The sequence below is a fragment of the Streptomyces siamensis genome, from assembly GCF_039543605.1.
Classification (GTDB): domain Bacteria; phylum Actinomycetota; class Actinomycetes; order Streptomycetales; family Streptomycetaceae; genus Streptomyces; species Streptomyces siamensis.
The window spans coordinates 425912-440192 of record NZ_BAABKB010000030.1 but is presented as its reverse complement, the minus strand read 5'-3'; the positions used below and the strand labels follow the sequence as shown (position 1 = coordinate 440192).

Genomic DNA, 14281 nt, shown 5'->3' with positions numbered 1-14281 from the left:
TCACGTGGTGGAAAACACCCCCCACCATGCGTTACGCGGCCGTAAGCTCACGGGCATGCAGGTGATCCAGTCCACGAAGCTCGCCAACGTCTGCTACGAGATCCGGGGTCCGGTTCTTGAGGAGGCGATGCGGCTGGAAGCAGCCGGTCACCGCATCCTCAAGCTCAACACGGGCAACCCTGCCGCCTTCGGGTTCGAGTGCCCGCCGGAGATCCTGGAGGACATCCTCCGCAACGTCTCCTCCGCGCACGGGTACGGCGACGCCAAGGGCCTGCTCGCCGCGCGCCGGGCCGTCGTCATGCACAACCAGACGCTGGGCATCGAGACGGACGTCGAGCACGTCTTCATCGGCAACGGCGTCTCCGAGCTGATCGTGATGGCGATGCAGGCCCTGCTGGACGACGGCGACGAGGTCCTGGTGCCCGCCCCGGACTATCCGCTGTGGACGGCGGCCGTGTCCCTGTCCGGCGGTACGGCGGTGCACTACCGCTGCGACGAGCAGTCCGACTGGATGCCCGACCTCGCCGACGTGGAGCGGAAGGTCACCGACCGCACCAAGGCGATCGTCATCATCAACCCGAACAACCCGACGGGTGCGGTCTACGACGAGGCGATGATCCGGGGGCTCACCGACATCGCCCGGCGGCACAATCTGCTGGTCTGTTCCGACGAGATCTACGACAAGATCCTCTACGACGGGGCGACGCACACGGCGACGGCGGCGGTGGCCCCCGACCTGCTCACCCTCACCTTCAACGGCATGTCGAAGGCGTACCGGGTGGCGGGCTACCGGGTGGGCTGGATGTCGGTCTCGGGGCCGCGCGCGCACGCCGAGTCGTACATCGAGGGGCTGACGATCCTCGCGAACATGCGTCTGTGCGCGAACATGCCGGGCCAGCACGGAGTGGTGGCCGCACTGAGCGGACGGCAGACGATCAACGACCTGGTGCTGCCCGGCGGCCGGCTGATGGAGCAGCGGGACGTCGCCTACGAGCTGCTGACGCAGATCCCGGGCGTGACATGCGTCAAGCCGAAGGGGGCGCTGTATCTCTTCCCACGGCTGGACCCCAAGGTCTTCAAGATCAAGGACGACCGGCAGATGGTCCTCGACCTGCTGCGCCGCGAGAAGATCATGGTCGTGCAGGGGACGGGCTTCAACTGGCCCGAGGCGGACCACTTCCGGGTGGTCACCCTGCCGACGGTCGCCGACCTGACGGACGCGGTGACGCGGATCGGGAAGTTCCTGGACGGCTACACCCAGCCCTGACGCTCACGCTGTGTACGCGCTGTGCACAAATCTGCGACTCGACTCAACTTTAGACGAAATCCAAGCTAGGATGGTTTCCTGTCAGAGCACAGGAGGCCATCCCATGTACGAACCGATCCGCACCAAGTCGGTCCACACGATGGCCGGCACCACTTCCTCGGACTTCCCCCACCGGTCGCGCGAGGAGGAGCTGGACATCCAGCTCGCCGGTCACCTCGCGGCGCTGCTCGCGGTCACGGACGAGATCCGCGCTCTGGCGCCCTCCGCCGACCTGGACGCGGCCGCCGAGCGGCTCACCGCGCAGGTGGCGCGGCTGCGGGGCGGGGCGACGCCGGTGCGTGCCGCGGTGGCCGCCGCCCTGCACGAACCGCACCTGCCGGCGCTCCACCAGCGGGCGCACGCGCTCGCCGGCCGCGCCCTCGTCGTCGCCGCGTCCCGCGCCGACACCGCGGCGGCGATCCTCGCCGCCGAGCGCATGGACGCCCATGCCCCGGTCGCCGAGCCCCGCGAGCTCGCGCCCCACTGAGCCTCCGGGCTCCCCCTTGACGGCCCCGGTCCGCGTGCACCCGCAGCGACGCGCGGACCGGGCGCCATATGACCCGCACCTCGCGGTCCGGATCGCCCGGCCATCCGAACGGGTGAGACAGCGTGGTGGGGTGCGCCGTGCGCGCCGGCAGGAGGCGCCCCCTCCGGTTGCGTACCGGGACCCGGTGGTCACCCCCTGTTCACCCGCCGAGACCGGGAACGTTGGGTTCCGAGGCGCACGCTCCAGGCGTGAGACGTATCGCAGGAATCGTCCTGGCGGTGCTGTTGATCGGCGGAGTGGCAGCAGCCGTCGTCGCAGGCCGCGAAGGTCAGGACAAGAGCACGGCAACGAAGACCGTGCGAGGAGTGATCGGATCGGAGAAGGCGGAGTTCTTCGCCGATCCCGACGTGGTGAAGGCCCTGGCCGCCAAGGGCTACACCGTGAAGACGGAGACGTCCGGGTCGTGGGCCATGGAAGGGCTCGACCTCAAGGGGTACGACTTCGCGTTTCCGTCCAGCCAGGCACCGGCCGACGAGCTCGCCGGCAAGTACCACGCGCGGCAGCCGCTGCCGAGGCCCTTCTACTCGCCGGTCGTCGTGGTGGCGCACCGCAGCGCGGCACAGGTCCTCGCCGCCAACGGACTCGCCACCCTCGACCGGAACACCGGCACCCTCAAGATGGGGGCCTATCTCGACGCGGCCCGGCACGACCGGACCTGGCAGCAGCTCAAGGGCGCCGCGGCACACGGTGAGCTGACCGGCACGCTCTACATCGCCACCACCGACCCGGCCACCTCCAACTCCGGTGCCCTCTACCTCGCCGCCGCCTCCTACGTGGCCGACAAGGGACGCGTCGCCGCCTCCACCGCCGACGTCGAGCGCACCGCGCCCCTGATGCGCAAGCTCATCAGCGTGCAGGGCGCCCAGCAGTCCAGCACGGACGCGGCGTTCCGGGACTTCGTCAGCGGCGCGGGCAATCCGCTCGTCCTCGTCTACGAGTCCCAGGTCGCCGCGCTGCTCGGCGAGGACGGCGGACGGGAGGCGGGCGACCTCACCGTCCTGTACCCGGACACCACGGCCAACAGCGACCACACGGTGGTCCCGCTCACCGATGCCGGCCGCGCGCTCGGCGAACTCCTCAGCACCGACCCGACGCTGCGCGGGCTCGCCGTCCGCCACGGGTTCCGGCCGCAGGGCGCGACCGCCGAGTTCACCGCGGCGACCGCGGGCCGCACCTCGTACCTCAATCAGAAGCTGACCGGCGTCCGGCAGGCGCCCGTGCCCGCCTCCAAGGTGCTGCACGAGATGGCGCGCCGGGCCGGGAACTAGGGGGAAGCACCAAGTGACCAGCACAGAGAACGAGTTCACCCTCACGCCGCCGGAAGCCGTCACGGCCGTGCCCCGCGACAGGGCCGGCGGGCTCGTCCCCGTCGAACCGACCGTGCGGGACGAGATGGCGCGCCGCGCCGCCGAGTACGTCGGCGGACTCGCGGGCCTCGACGCCCGCTCGCCCGAATTCGCCGGCAAGGTCGGCGAGATCACGGGGCTCGGCGCCGGGGAGATGCGGGGCGCCGCCGCACAGTCCAACCGCATGCTGGAGCGCACCCTGCGCAGCCTGCCCGGCAAGGGCGAGGACGCCCAGTCCCACGTCGCGGGCTCCCTCGTCGAACTCCGGCGCGTGGTCGAGGACCTGGACCCGCGGGACCTGCCCGCGAGCAAGGGAAGGAAGTTCCTCTCCCGGCTCCCCGGCGGCAACAGGCTGCGCGACCACGTCGCCAAGTACGCCTCCGCACAGGGCACCCTGAACAAGATCGTCGGCTCACTTCGCGGCGGCCAGGACGAACTGCGCCGGGACAACGCGGCGTTGCAGACCGAGCGGGTCCGCCTGTGGGAGACGATGGGCAAGCTCCAGGAGTACGTCGTCCTCACCCAGGCCCTGGACACGGCCGTCGAGGAGCACATCGAGGGCGTCGGGACAACGGAGCCGGCGCAGGCCGACAGCCTCCGCTCCGACGTGCTGTTCCCGGTGCGCCAGAAGCACCAGGACCTGCTCACCCAGCTCGCCGTGTGCGCCCAGGGCTACCTCGCCATGGACGTGGTGCGGCGCAACAACGACGAGCTGATCAAGGGCGTCGACCGCGCGGCCACCACCACGGTCTCCGCCCTGCGCATCTCCGTGATGCTGGCCTCCGCCCTGGACAACCAGCGCAAGGTCGTCGACCAGGTCAACGCCCTGCGCGGCACCACCGAGGACCTCATCCGCGGCAACGCCGAGATGCTCGCCACCCAGAGCGGCGAGATCCAGCGGATCGCCGCCGACCCCGCCGTCGGCGCGGAGACCCTGCGCAGCGCCTTCCAGCAGATCTACCGCACGCTCGACGCGATCGACACGTACAAGGTGCAGGCCACGGAGTCGATGGCCGCGACGGTCGAGTCCCTGACGGCCGAGCTCCAGCACGCCGGCGCCCATCTGGAGCGCAGCCGGTCGCAGGGCGCGCTGGAAGGCGGGCTCGGATGAGACGACGCGCGGCGTGCGCCGTCGTGGCCCTCCTGGCGGTCGCGGCGTGCACGGCACCCGAGGACGAGAAGTCCGGCGGCGGGGCGCCCGAGCCCGGCACCCTGCGGGTCCTCGCCTCCAGCGAACTCGCCGACATGAAGCCGGTCCTCGACCGGATCCACGAGGACACCGGCATCACGGTGAAACCGACCTACATGGGCACGCTCGCCGCCGTCGACCTGCTGGCGAAGGGCGGCGCGGACCGGTCGTTCGACGCGCTGTGGCTGTCGTCGAACGACTGTCTGCGGCTGCGCCCGGACGCGGCGCGCCGGGTGGTCTCGGAGACGCCCGTCATGTCGAGCCCGGTGGCCATCGGGGTGAAGCCGGCCACCGTGACCGAGCTGGGCTGGAATCCGGACGACGTCACCTGGTCCCAGGTCGAGAAGGCCGTGGCGGACGGGAAGCTGACGTACGGGATGACCGACCCCGCGCGCTCCAACTCCGGCTTCTCCACGCTGATCTCGGTGGCCTCGGGCCTGTCCGGCGCGCAGTCGGCGCTCACGGACGCGGACGTGCGGAAGGCGACCCCGCGGCTGCGGGAGTTCTTCGCGGGACAGAAGCTGACGTCGGGGTCCTCGGGCTGGCTGGCCACCGCGTACCGGCGGCGCGGCACCGTGGACGCGCTGTTCAACTACGAGTCGGTGCTGGAGGGGGTGAAGGGGCTGACGGTGATCCGGCCGCGCGACGGCGTGGTCACCGCCGACTACCCCCTCTCCTCGCTCGCCACCGGCTCGGCGGACACCCGCCAGACCGTGCGCCGCCTCGCCGAGGCCCTGCGCACCCCGGCCGTCCAGCGGGAGATCACCCGGCAGACGCACCGACGCCCGGTCGTCGCCTCGGTGCCCCCGGCGCCCGGGCTCGACACGAGCAGGCGACGTGAACTCCCCTTCCCCGGCAGCAGTTCCGTCGCCGACCGCCTCCTCGACTCGTACGAGAACGAACTCCGCCGGCCGTCGCGCACCGTCTACGTCCTGGACACCTCCGGCTCGATGGGCGGCGACCGGCTCGGCCGGCTGAAGAAGGCGCTGACCGATCTGACGGGCGACTTCCGCGACCGCGAGGAGGTGACGCTGATGCCGTTCGGCTCGAAGGTCAAGAGCGTCCGCACGCACGTGGTCCGGCCCGAGGACCCGGAGACCGGGCTCGACGGCATCCGCGAGGACACCCGCGGGCTCACCGCCGACGGCGACACCGCGATCTACACGTCGCTGGAGAAGGCGTACGGGCATCTCGGGTCCGACGGCGACACGTTCACGTCGATCGTGCTGATGACGGACGGCGAGAACACGACGGGCGCGGGCCCCCGGGAGTTCGACGGCTTCTACCGGCGGCTCCCCGCGCGGCAACGCGAGATCCCGGTCTTCCCCATCCTGTTCGGCGACTCCGACCGGAGCGAGCTCCAGCACATCGCCGACCTGACGGGCGGCCGTCTCTTCGACGCCCGCAAGGGCTCGCTCGACGGCGCCTTCGAGGAGATCCGTGGCTACCAGTAGGCTCGTCCGCTTCCTCGAATCGCGCAAGAACCTCGCCGGCAGCGCGTACGGGCTCCTCGGCCTGGCGCTGACCTTCACCGGACTCGCGGGCCCGTACTGGCCCTTCGTCGTCGCGGGCCTGTACGGCGCGGGCGCGCTGATCGCCCCGCCCGAGCGCCCCGCCCTCCCCGACTTCCCCGATCCGTCCGCCCAACTGGAGGAACTGCGCGCCGACTTCGGGAAGCTGCGCGAGTATCTGGACGGCGTCGAGCTGCCGCCGGCCGCGGCCGGCCGGCTCACCGAGCTGACCGGACTCCTCGCGGCGCTGCTGGATCCCGGCTGGGTCGCCGAGGTCCTCGCCCAGGACCCGGAGGGCGTGCACATGCTGTCCCGGGCGGTGCGGCAGGACATCCCCGAGGCCGTCGACACGTTCGTACGGACGAGGTGGTGGACCCGGCTGGCGCCGGGCGCCGAACCGCCGGAACGGCATCTGGAGCGCCAGCTCACCCTGCTGCACGAGGAGTCGGACCGGCTCGCGACGACGCTGCGGGAGGTCGAGGCACGCCGGCAGGAGTCGCACACGCGCTATCTGGAGGACCGCGGCCGCGCGCAGTGACGTCACGCCGCGCGCGGCGCGGCGGGCACGGCATCGGTCCCGCCGCGACGCCGTACGGGGATTCCGGGAGCGCCGTACGGGCGGGCCCGGGTGCCGTCAGCTCATGAGCCCGATGATCACCAGGACCACCAGCACCGCGATCAGGACGGCGACCTTGAGGGCCGCGGGCCACGAGCCGTCCGGGTCACCCGGGTGCTGTCCCCGCCGCGGGTCCGGCACGGGCACGGACACCGGCGCCGGCCCGTTGAACACGTCGTGCCCGGTGGTGGCCGCCCGGGTGCACCAGGGACAGGACGTGAGGTGGGAGCCGAAGGTGTGCAGCGGGCGGCTCGGGCAGACCCGCACCAGGGACCGCTCCTTGTCCAGCGCGCGCAGCCACGCCTCCGCCGGAGGGCGTGCGGCGGGCGCGTGCACGCCGGGGCCGAAGGCGGCGCGGGCCAGGGTGAGCAGTTCGGGGGGCAGTACGGACGGGTCGATGGTGCCGCGCGGGATGACCACGCGCTCCGGGCGTACGACGTAGGAGCAGCTGGCGGCGATGTTGTCCTTGACGGTGGACTCGGAGGCGCTGTCGTGCGGGACGCCCCCGAAGGGGTGGTTGCCGGCCGTCAGCAGCTGGTAGACGAGGACGGCGAGGGCGAAGTCGTCGGTGGCGCGGGTGGCGGGGCCGCCGGCCTGCCGCTCGGGGGACGAGTAGTCGGTGGTGTGCATCAGGCAGGGGAAGAGCTCGCCGTTCACCGGGTCGTTGAAGGCGATCGAGTCGCAGTCGAGGAAGGTGACGAAGCCGTTCGCGTCGACCACCACGTTGCTGCTGGAGAAGTCCCCGATGACGAGGTTGTCGTAGTGCATGCGGGCGGTCATGAAGGCGAGGTTCCAGGCGACGCCGAGCAGGAAGCGCCAGTCGGCCCGGTCGGGGAACAGCTTGAGGCGCTGGGCGCGGGTGAACAGGCCGATGACCTGCACGTGATCGGGTTCGCCGAAGCGGCGCATGGCGTAGCCGAGGAACTCCCCCTGCGGGCCGCGGGCGAGCGCGGTGGGCCAGGCCAGTTCGGGCGGCTGGGAGCGGTCGGTGGGGCGGGCGGCGAGCGGGGACATGGTCAGCATCCGCATCAGCCGCCGCTCCTGCTCCATGCCGGGCGGCTCACGGTAGAGCTTCACGACGATGCCGTCGTCACCGACGACCGGGAACACGGCGGCCTGGCCGCCGCCCTTGAGCGGCAGTTCCGCGAGGGTGACCGGCTTTCCGTCGAGGAACACCGTGAGCCCGCTCATGGCCGCGCCTTGAGCACGGCCCGCAGCAGTGTCTTGTCGTCAGCGTTCAGGGCGGTCAGGCGGTCCGACCTCAGCAGGGTCGCGAGGCCCTCGTGGGCGCTGTCGGTGACCGGGCCGGGAGCGTCGAGGGAGCGGAACACGGCGTCGACGAACGAGACGTTCGGGGACGGCGCGCCGCCGCCCGCGCGGTTCAGCGCGGCCTGCACGAGTCCGTCGGTGGACAGCAGCACCCCGTCGATCCCCTCGTCGGACACGCAGTCGGTGTGCACCCAGCGGGCCGCGTCCGGCGAGGTGAGGAACACCGTCTCGTTGCTGTACTCGCTCGCCGCCATCGCCTGCGGCAGCAGATGGAACTGCCGCTCGCCGTCCTCCGCGCCGGCCCGCAGCACGACGAAGCCGTCGCCCACGGTGAGATGGCCCAGCCAGCCCGGCGCCAGCACCACGACGGTGAGGGTGGTGGCGAAGTCCGCGGCCTCGGCCCCGGTCCGGTCCAGGAACACCTTGCTGACGTCGTGGAAAGCGTCCTCCAGCAGCTCGTGGACGGCCTCGCCGGGGTGGCAGTCCGCCGCCGCGGCGGCCCGCCGCGCGAAGTGTTCCGCGGCCAGCTCCACCGCGAGCCGGGACCCCTCCTCGGAGCGTGGCCTGCTGCCGGCGCCGTCCGCGACCGCGAGGACCGCCACCGACGGCGACGTGGCGTAGGCGCAGGCGTCCTGGCAGGGCAGTCCCTGGCGGCGGTGGCGGTAGCCCTCGACGCTCATGCCGTGGATCCGCCACGGCGACTCCCGCTCGTCGACGGTGGCCATGGGTCAGGATTCCCAGGCCGGGCGCTGCGTCTTGAACTGGCTGAAGATCTTCTCGAAGACCTCGTCGCCCGCGCCCTTCTGCTCGGCGTTCGCGCTGGCGGACATCATCTGGAGCAGCTCGCGGAAGGGGAATCCCTGGAGCCGGGCGTTGAACTTCGGCGCGAAGGCCTGGAGCACCTGCTCGCCCCTGTCGGTGATGCCGCCGACGCCTATCGCGTACAGCCGGAAGCGGCGGGCGCGCTGCTCGTCGGCGAGGACGGGGATCAACCGGTGCCAGGAGTCGGTGAGATGGCCCGTGCCGTCGGTCGGCAGCCCGTCGGTGACCAGGCAGATCTGCGGCCGGTAGTACTGGAGGCCGGAGGCCCGCAGTTCGGCCTTGCGGGCCGCGACGATGTGCATCGACAGCTCCAGCGCCTCCGTCATCAGGGTCACCCCGGCGGCGGTGAGCTGCGGCGGCTGGAACGTGTGCGCGGGCACGAAAGGGCTCACCGCGGCGCGGGGGGCGAGGAGCTGGGGACCGCGCCAGGCGGCGACGCCCTGTCCGCCGAAGGTGACCACGGCGACCTCCACGCTGTAACTGAGGCTGACGTCGTCGTGCAGTTCCCGGGTCCACTCCATGAGCGCGTTGTTGAGCGTCTGGATGGGCTGTCCGGCCATGGAGCTCGACGTGTCGAGGCAGAGCACGAGCGGCAGCCGCTGCGCGTTGTTCTCGAACTCGATGTCGGCATACTCCGCCGGCAGCGTGGGCGGGTACTCGCTGTGCATCTGTGTCTCCCGGTCTCAGGTCCTGGTGCCGTTGGCGTGCCGTCCGGTGGCCGGCGGGAACGCGTACAGGACGTCGGAGTCCCGTTCCCGCGCGTCGGTGACGTCGACGAGCCCGCCGGGGGCGGGGGGCGGTCGGCCGGGCTCCGCCCACACCGCCCGGTACAGCACACGGTCGATCTCGACGTAGCCCTGCGGGTGCAGTTCGGTGCGGACCACGGCCGACCTGGCGGGCCCAGGGACATTGCCGACCCTGCGTCCGTACCGGGGTGTCGGTGTCACCCTGAGGCGGGTGGTGGTCTCGTCGCGCGGTGGGGTGGTGGTCTCGTCGCGCGGCCGGACGCTGGTCTCGTCGCGCCGGCGGGTGGGTGCCGTGGCGGGCGGGACCGCCCCGACGCCGGGTGCGGCGAGGGCACGGCGGGACAGCGTGCCCACCGCGCGGGAGGACCGGCGGATCAGGAACAGCAGGGCGGCGAGCAGGACGACGAGCAGGACGCACAGGACCGCGAGGATCTGGGTGGCGGTGTCCCAGCCGGCGTCCGAGGCCTGGTCCGAACCCTTGCCCGCGCCCTTGCCCGCCCCGGACGTCTGCTTGCCGTCGGCCTTCTCGGTGTTCCTGGACGTGCCCGAGGGGGTGCCCGTGCCGCCGAACGGCGGGCCGGAGGGTTCGGCGATGGCGTACGTGTGCTCGGAGAGGTCGGCCGCCAGGTGCTCGGCGATCAGGTCGGCACCCCGCAGCGGGCCCTTGGCGAGCCGGGCGCACAGGTCCTTGGGGTTCTTGGGCCGGCAGGCCTGGAGGTTCGTCAGTTCGCTCACGGCCTCGGCGGGCAGCCGGTCGATCGTGGCGTCCTGCTCGACGAGCCGGCCGGTCGCGTTCGCCAGCAGGAGCAGCGCGGTGCCGCCGCCTCCGGTGTGCCGGTTCTTCGGCACCTCGACGACCAGGTGGGCGCGGTCGCGCCACAGGGCGCCCTCGACGGCCCTGCGTTCCTGCGCGCCGCCGTCGAACCGCACCGGTTCGTCGAGGGTGACCCGTACGGTGCCGTCGCCGATGTTCCGCGACCAGCACTGGAGGCGCTCCCTGAAGTCCTTGCCGCAGGACGCGTCGGCCGCTGATCCCGGTACCGCCGCGGCGGCCGCCGGAGCCGTCGCGAGCAGCATTCCGGAAAGCGCGATGGAGCAGAACGAACGCCGCATGGGCAACCCCCCGTGGCCTGAAAGGCGCACCCCCGTCGCCTTGAAAGGCACTCGCCCATATTGGGGCCAACCGGTGTGCGTCCGAAAGGGGTTCGGGCCACATGACGGGTTTCACTTCTACAACTTGAATACCTGATGGCAGCGGGTGAACATCTGCCGCGCCCGTTCCACCCAATCACTGGCCAAAGCATCGAAATCCGTTTGGGTCATGCGGCAGGTCAGCGGGAGGTCGCACACTCCTGCCAGGCAGGGGCGTGGTCCGCGTACGTCCCACACGGACAACATGGGGTTCAGTTGTTCGGTATTCCATGCGTTCGACGCCGCGGCGGCGACGGCCAGTTGATCCTGGCGCAGATAATGACCGTCGGTCGCGAACGCGACGAGAAGCCGTTTGGTCGTCATGAATCTCACGGTGACCATCCGTCCCGTTTCCTTCAGATCGAATTGCATGGAAACGGAAACGGTGTCGGTCACGGTGTGGTAATTCCGCCTGGCCACCCAGTTCTGCACCAACTGCCGCCAGTGCGTGCCGATCTCGAGGATGTCGTGGCCCCGGCCGGGAAAGGACTCAGGCGTCGCCACGGCCCACCGCCTCGGCGACCATCCTGTCGGTCAGACCGGCGTCCAGCAGCGCCTGCGCGTGCAGCAGCAGGCAGGACGGCACGGACTCGCTGACGCTCTGCCGGCGCCGGTTCGCCAGTTCGTGGGTGCGCACCTTGATGCTGTGCGCCACGGTCGGCGGCGGCCAGGACGCCGGCTTCGGGGTCTGCTCCAGCAGGTCGGCGAGCAGCGTGTCCAGTGCGGGCCGGTCCTGCGGCTGTTTGGCCAGGCATCCGGAGATCAGCTCCCGCATCCCCGCGGGAACGCCGTCGAGTTGGGGTTCGGCCAGCACGACCCGGTAGCGCACGGCCTCACCGCTGCCGTGCGGCGGCCGGCCGGTCAGCGCGTACACCAGGACGCCGCCGAGGGAGAACACGTCGCTCGGCGGGCCCACCGGAGCCCCCTTGATCTGTTCCGGCGACATGAAGGGCGGGGTGCCGACGACGACGCCGACCTGGGTGAGGCCGGGAGCTCCGTCCACCCGGGAGATCCCGAAGTCGATGACGCGCGGACCGTCGGAGGCGAGGAGCACGTTCGCCGGTTTCAGGTCGCGGTGCACGACGCGGGCGGCGTGGATGGCCTGGAGCGCCTCCACCAGGCCCGCGCCGAGCCGGCGCACCTGCGGCTCGGGCAGCGGCCCGTCGGTGCGGACCGCCTCGGCGAGCGAGGGGCCGGGGACGTACATCGTGGCGAGCCAGGGGAGTTCGGCCTCCGTGTCGGCGTCGACCACGGCCGCGGTGTAGGCGCCGCTCACCACGCGTGCCGCCGCGACCTCGCGGGCGAACCGCTCCCGGAACTCGTGCTCGGCCGCCAGTTCGGGCCGCACCACCTTCACGGCGACCTCGCGCCCGGCCGGCGATCGTCCGAGATACACCCATCCCATCCCGCCGGAACCGAGCCGTCCCACGATGCGGTAGGGCCCGATCTTCATGGGATCGCTGACCGGTGTGCGCACCCCGCTCACCTCATTTCGGGGTTAGATGCAGGATGTCAGGAGTGTCCCGCGAACATGCGACTTTTTCAGCCGGTCCGGCACGTTCCGCGCACCGGGCACCGCGGACCCCGGGACGGGCGGGGGCGGCGGGGAGCACGCAGAGAGCCGGGACCCCGCACGCCGTTGTGCGGGGTCCCGGCTCTTGTGAGGTGGTATCACCGCGGCCGGTCGTGACGATCGCTGGTCAGGGCACATCCAAACCGGCCGCGGAGTCTGTACGGGGACTCAGCCCAGGCGCTGCACCAGCGCGCGGTACTCGTCCCACAGTTCCTTCGGGGTGTGGTCGCCGAAGGTGTTGAGGTGCTCGGGCACCAGAGCGGCCTCCTCGCGCCACACGTCCTTGTCGACGGTGAGCAGGAAGTCGAGGTCCGACTCGGACAGTTCGAGCCCCAGAGTGTCGAGGGCGCCCTTGGCCGGCAGGATGCCGATCGGCGTCTCGACGCCCTCGGCCCGGCCGTCCAGGCGGTCCACGATCCACTTCAGGACGCGGCTGTTCTCACCGAAGCCCGGCCACACGAACTTGCCCGCGTCGTTCTTGCGGAACCAGTTCACGTAGTAGATCTTCGGGAGCTTCGACTGGTCCTTGTCCTTGGCGACGTCGACCCAGTGGCCCATGTAGTCGCCCATGTTGTAGCCGCAGAACGGCAGCATCGCGAACGGGTCGCGGCGCAGCTCGCCGACCTTGCCCTCGGCGGCGGCGGTCTTCTCGGAGGCGACGTTCGCGCCGAGGAAGACACCGTGGTTCCAGTCGAAGGACTCGGTGACCAGCGGGACCGCGGTGGCCCGGCGGCCGCCGAAGAGGATCGCCGAGATCGGCACGCCCTTGGGGTCCTCCCACTCGGGCGCGATGATCGGGCACTGCGAGGCGGGCACCGTGAAGCGGGCGTTCGGGTGCGCGGCGGGCGTGCCGGACCGGGGCGTCCAGTCGTTGCCCTTCCAGTCGGTGAGGTGGGCCGGAGTCTCCTCCGTCATGCCCTCCCACCAGATGTCGTTGTCGTCGGTCAGCGCGACGTTGGTGAAGACGGAGTTGCCCCACAGCGTCTTCATCGCGTTGGCGTTGGTGTGCTCACCGGTGCCGGGCGCGACGCCGAAGAAGCCCGCCTCGGGGTTGATCGCGTACAGCCGGCCGTCCTCGCCGAACCGCATCCAGGCGATGTCGTCGCCGATGGTCTCGACCGTCCAGCCGGAGATCGTGGGCTCCAGCATGGCGAGGTTGGTCTTGCCGCAGGCGCTCGGGAAGGCCGCGGCGACGTACTTGGACTCACCCTGCGGCGGGGTCAGTTTGAGGATGAGCATGTGCTCGGCGAGCCAGCCCTCGTCGCGCGCCATGACGGAGGCGATGCGCAGGGCGTAGCACTTCTTGCCGAGCAGCGCGTTGCCGCCGTAGCCCGAGCCGTACGACCAGATCTCGCGGGTCTCGGGGAAGTGGGAGATGTACTTCGTGGAGTTGCACGGCCACGGCACGTCCGCCTCGCCCTCGGCGAGCGGCGCTCCGAGCGTGTGCACGGCACGCACGAAGAAGCCGTCGGAACCGAGTTCGTCGAGGACCGGCTGTCCCATGCGGGTCATGGTGCGCATGGACACGGCGACATAGGCGGAGTCGGTGATCTCGACGCCTATCGCGGAGAGGTCGGAGCCGAGGGGGCCCATGCAGAACGGGACGACGTACATCGTCCGGCCCTTCATCGAGCCGCGGAAGATGCCGCCCTGCCCGCCCTCGCCGGAGAAGATCTCCCGCATCTCGGCGGGGGCCTTCCAGTGGTTGGTCGGGCCCGCGTCCGCTTCCTTCTCGGAGCAGATGAACGTCCGGTCCTCGACCCGCGCGACATCGGTCGGGTCGGAGGCGGCGTAGTACGAGTTGGGGCGCTTGATCGGGTCGAGCTTCTTGAAGGTGCCCTTGCGGACGAGCTCCTCGCTCAGTCGCTCGTACTCGGCCTCGGATCCGTCACACCAGACCACGCTGTCCGGCTCGGTCAGTGCTGCGATCTCGTTGACCCACGAGATCAGTTCCTGGTGGTTGGTGGGGACGGCGGTTGTGGGAGCCGCGATGTCGCGCGCCACGATTGCTCCTAAATGAGGGGTTTTGTTGTTGTGCCCCGTGGGGGCTGCGACCCGGATGCTTCACGGTTGTCGATCTCTGGCGCTCATCCGGTGCCGACCGCACTCATTTGATCATCCGACGCATCCGCGCATATGTCCAGAGGTCCTCACACCTGAGCGGA

13 protein-coding genes are annotated in these 14281 nt (G+C 71.1%); 6 read left to right on the top strand and 7 right to left on the bottom strand.

Annotated features, from left to right (window positions below):
* The first annotated feature begins 55 nt into the window (after positions 1 to 55).
* The 6 genes from ABEB03_RS32765 to ABEB03_RS32740 all read left to right on the top strand — a co-directional run bounded on the left by ABEB03_RS32765 (position 56) and on the right by ABEB03_RS32740 (position 6437).
* Positions 56 to 1267: a pyridoxal phosphate-dependent aminotransferase gene (locus ABEB03_RS32765; RefSeq protein ID WP_095936294.1), complete on the top strand. Its 1212-nt coding sequence runs from the start codon at positions 56 to 58 to the stop codon at positions 1265 to 1267.
* A gap of 103 nt (positions 1268 to 1370) precedes the next feature.
* On the top strand, positions 1371 to 1793 hold the full coding sequence (locus ABEB03_RS32760; RefSeq protein WP_345656436.1) for an SCO4983 family protein: 423 nt from the start codon (positions 1371 to 1373) through the stop codon (positions 1791 to 1793).
* Between the two features lie 248 nt (positions 1794 to 2041).
* Entirely contained in the window at positions 2042 to 3121 is a 1080-nt protein-coding gene (locus tag ABEB03_RS32755; protein WP_345656435.1) for a substrate-binding domain-containing protein, read from the top strand.
* 13 nt (positions 3122 to 3134) lie between these two features.
* The gene (locus tag ABEB03_RS32750) at positions 3135 to 4310 is read left to right on the top strand and encodes a toxic anion resistance protein (protein ID WP_345656434.1); all 1176 of its coding nucleotides are present in this window, start codon (positions 3135 to 3137) and stop codon (positions 4308 to 4310) included.
* Positions 4307 to 5842: a substrate-binding and vWA domain-containing protein gene (locus ABEB03_RS32745; RefSeq protein WP_345656433.1), complete on the top strand. Its 1536-nt coding sequence runs from the start codon at positions 4307 to 4309 to the stop codon at positions 5840 to 5842. Before ABEB03_RS32750 ends, ABEB03_RS32745 begins: the two co-directional genes overlap by 4 nt.
* On the top strand, positions 5829 to 6437 hold the full coding sequence (locus ABEB03_RS32740; RefSeq protein ID WP_345656432.1) for a hypothetical protein: 609 nt from the start codon (positions 5829 to 5831) through the stop codon (positions 6435 to 6437). Before ABEB03_RS32745 ends, ABEB03_RS32740 begins: the two co-directional genes overlap by 14 nt.
* Positions 6438 to 6533: 96 nt before the next feature.
* Here the strand turns inward: ABEB03_RS32740 and ABEB03_RS32735 are convergent, their stop codons facing one another.
* The 7 genes from ABEB03_RS32735 to ABEB03_RS32705 form a co-directional block, all read right to left on the bottom strand.
* On the bottom strand, positions 6534 to 7706 hold the full coding sequence (locus tag ABEB03_RS32735; RefSeq protein WP_345656431.1) for a hypothetical protein: 1173 nt from the start codon (positions 7704 to 7706) through the stop codon (positions 6534 to 6536).
* Positions 7703 to 8509 (bottom strand): PP2C family serine/threonine-protein phosphatase, encoded by an 807-nt coding sequence (locus ABEB03_RS32730; protein ID WP_345656430.1) that lies wholly within the window; start codon positions 8507 to 8509, stop codon positions 7703 to 7705. The genes ABEB03_RS32735 and ABEB03_RS32730 overlap by 4 nt, the downstream gene beginning before the upstream one ends.
* A 3-nt stretch (positions 8510 to 8512) precedes the next feature.
* Positions 8513 to 9274, bottom strand: a complete 762-nt coding sequence (locus ABEB03_RS32725; RefSeq protein WP_345656429.1) for a vWA domain-containing protein — start codon at positions 9272 to 9274, stop codon at positions 8513 to 8515.
* A gap of 15 nt (positions 9275 to 9289) precedes the next feature.
* Entirely contained in the window at positions 9290 to 10465 is a 1176-nt protein-coding gene (locus tag ABEB03_RS32720; protein ID WP_345656428.1) for a hypothetical protein, read from the bottom strand.
* A gap of 117 nt (positions 10466 to 10582) precedes the next feature.
* The gene (locus ABEB03_RS32715) at positions 10583 to 11047 is read right to left on the bottom strand and encodes a hypothetical protein (protein WP_345656427.1); all 465 of its coding nucleotides are present in this window, start codon (positions 11045 to 11047) and stop codon (positions 10583 to 10585) included.
* Entirely contained in the window at positions 11034 to 12020 is a 987-nt protein-coding gene (locus ABEB03_RS32710; RefSeq protein WP_095936284.1) for a serine/threonine-protein kinase, read from the bottom strand. The genes ABEB03_RS32715 and ABEB03_RS32710 overlap by 14 nt, the downstream gene beginning before the upstream one ends.
* A 264-nt stretch (positions 12021 to 12284) precedes the next feature.
* Positions 12285 to 14120 (bottom strand): phosphoenolpyruvate carboxykinase (GTP), encoded by a 1836-nt coding sequence (locus ABEB03_RS32705; protein ID WP_345656426.1) that lies wholly within the window; start codon positions 14118 to 14120, stop codon positions 12285 to 12287.
* Positions 14121 to 14281: the final 161 nt, after the last annotated feature.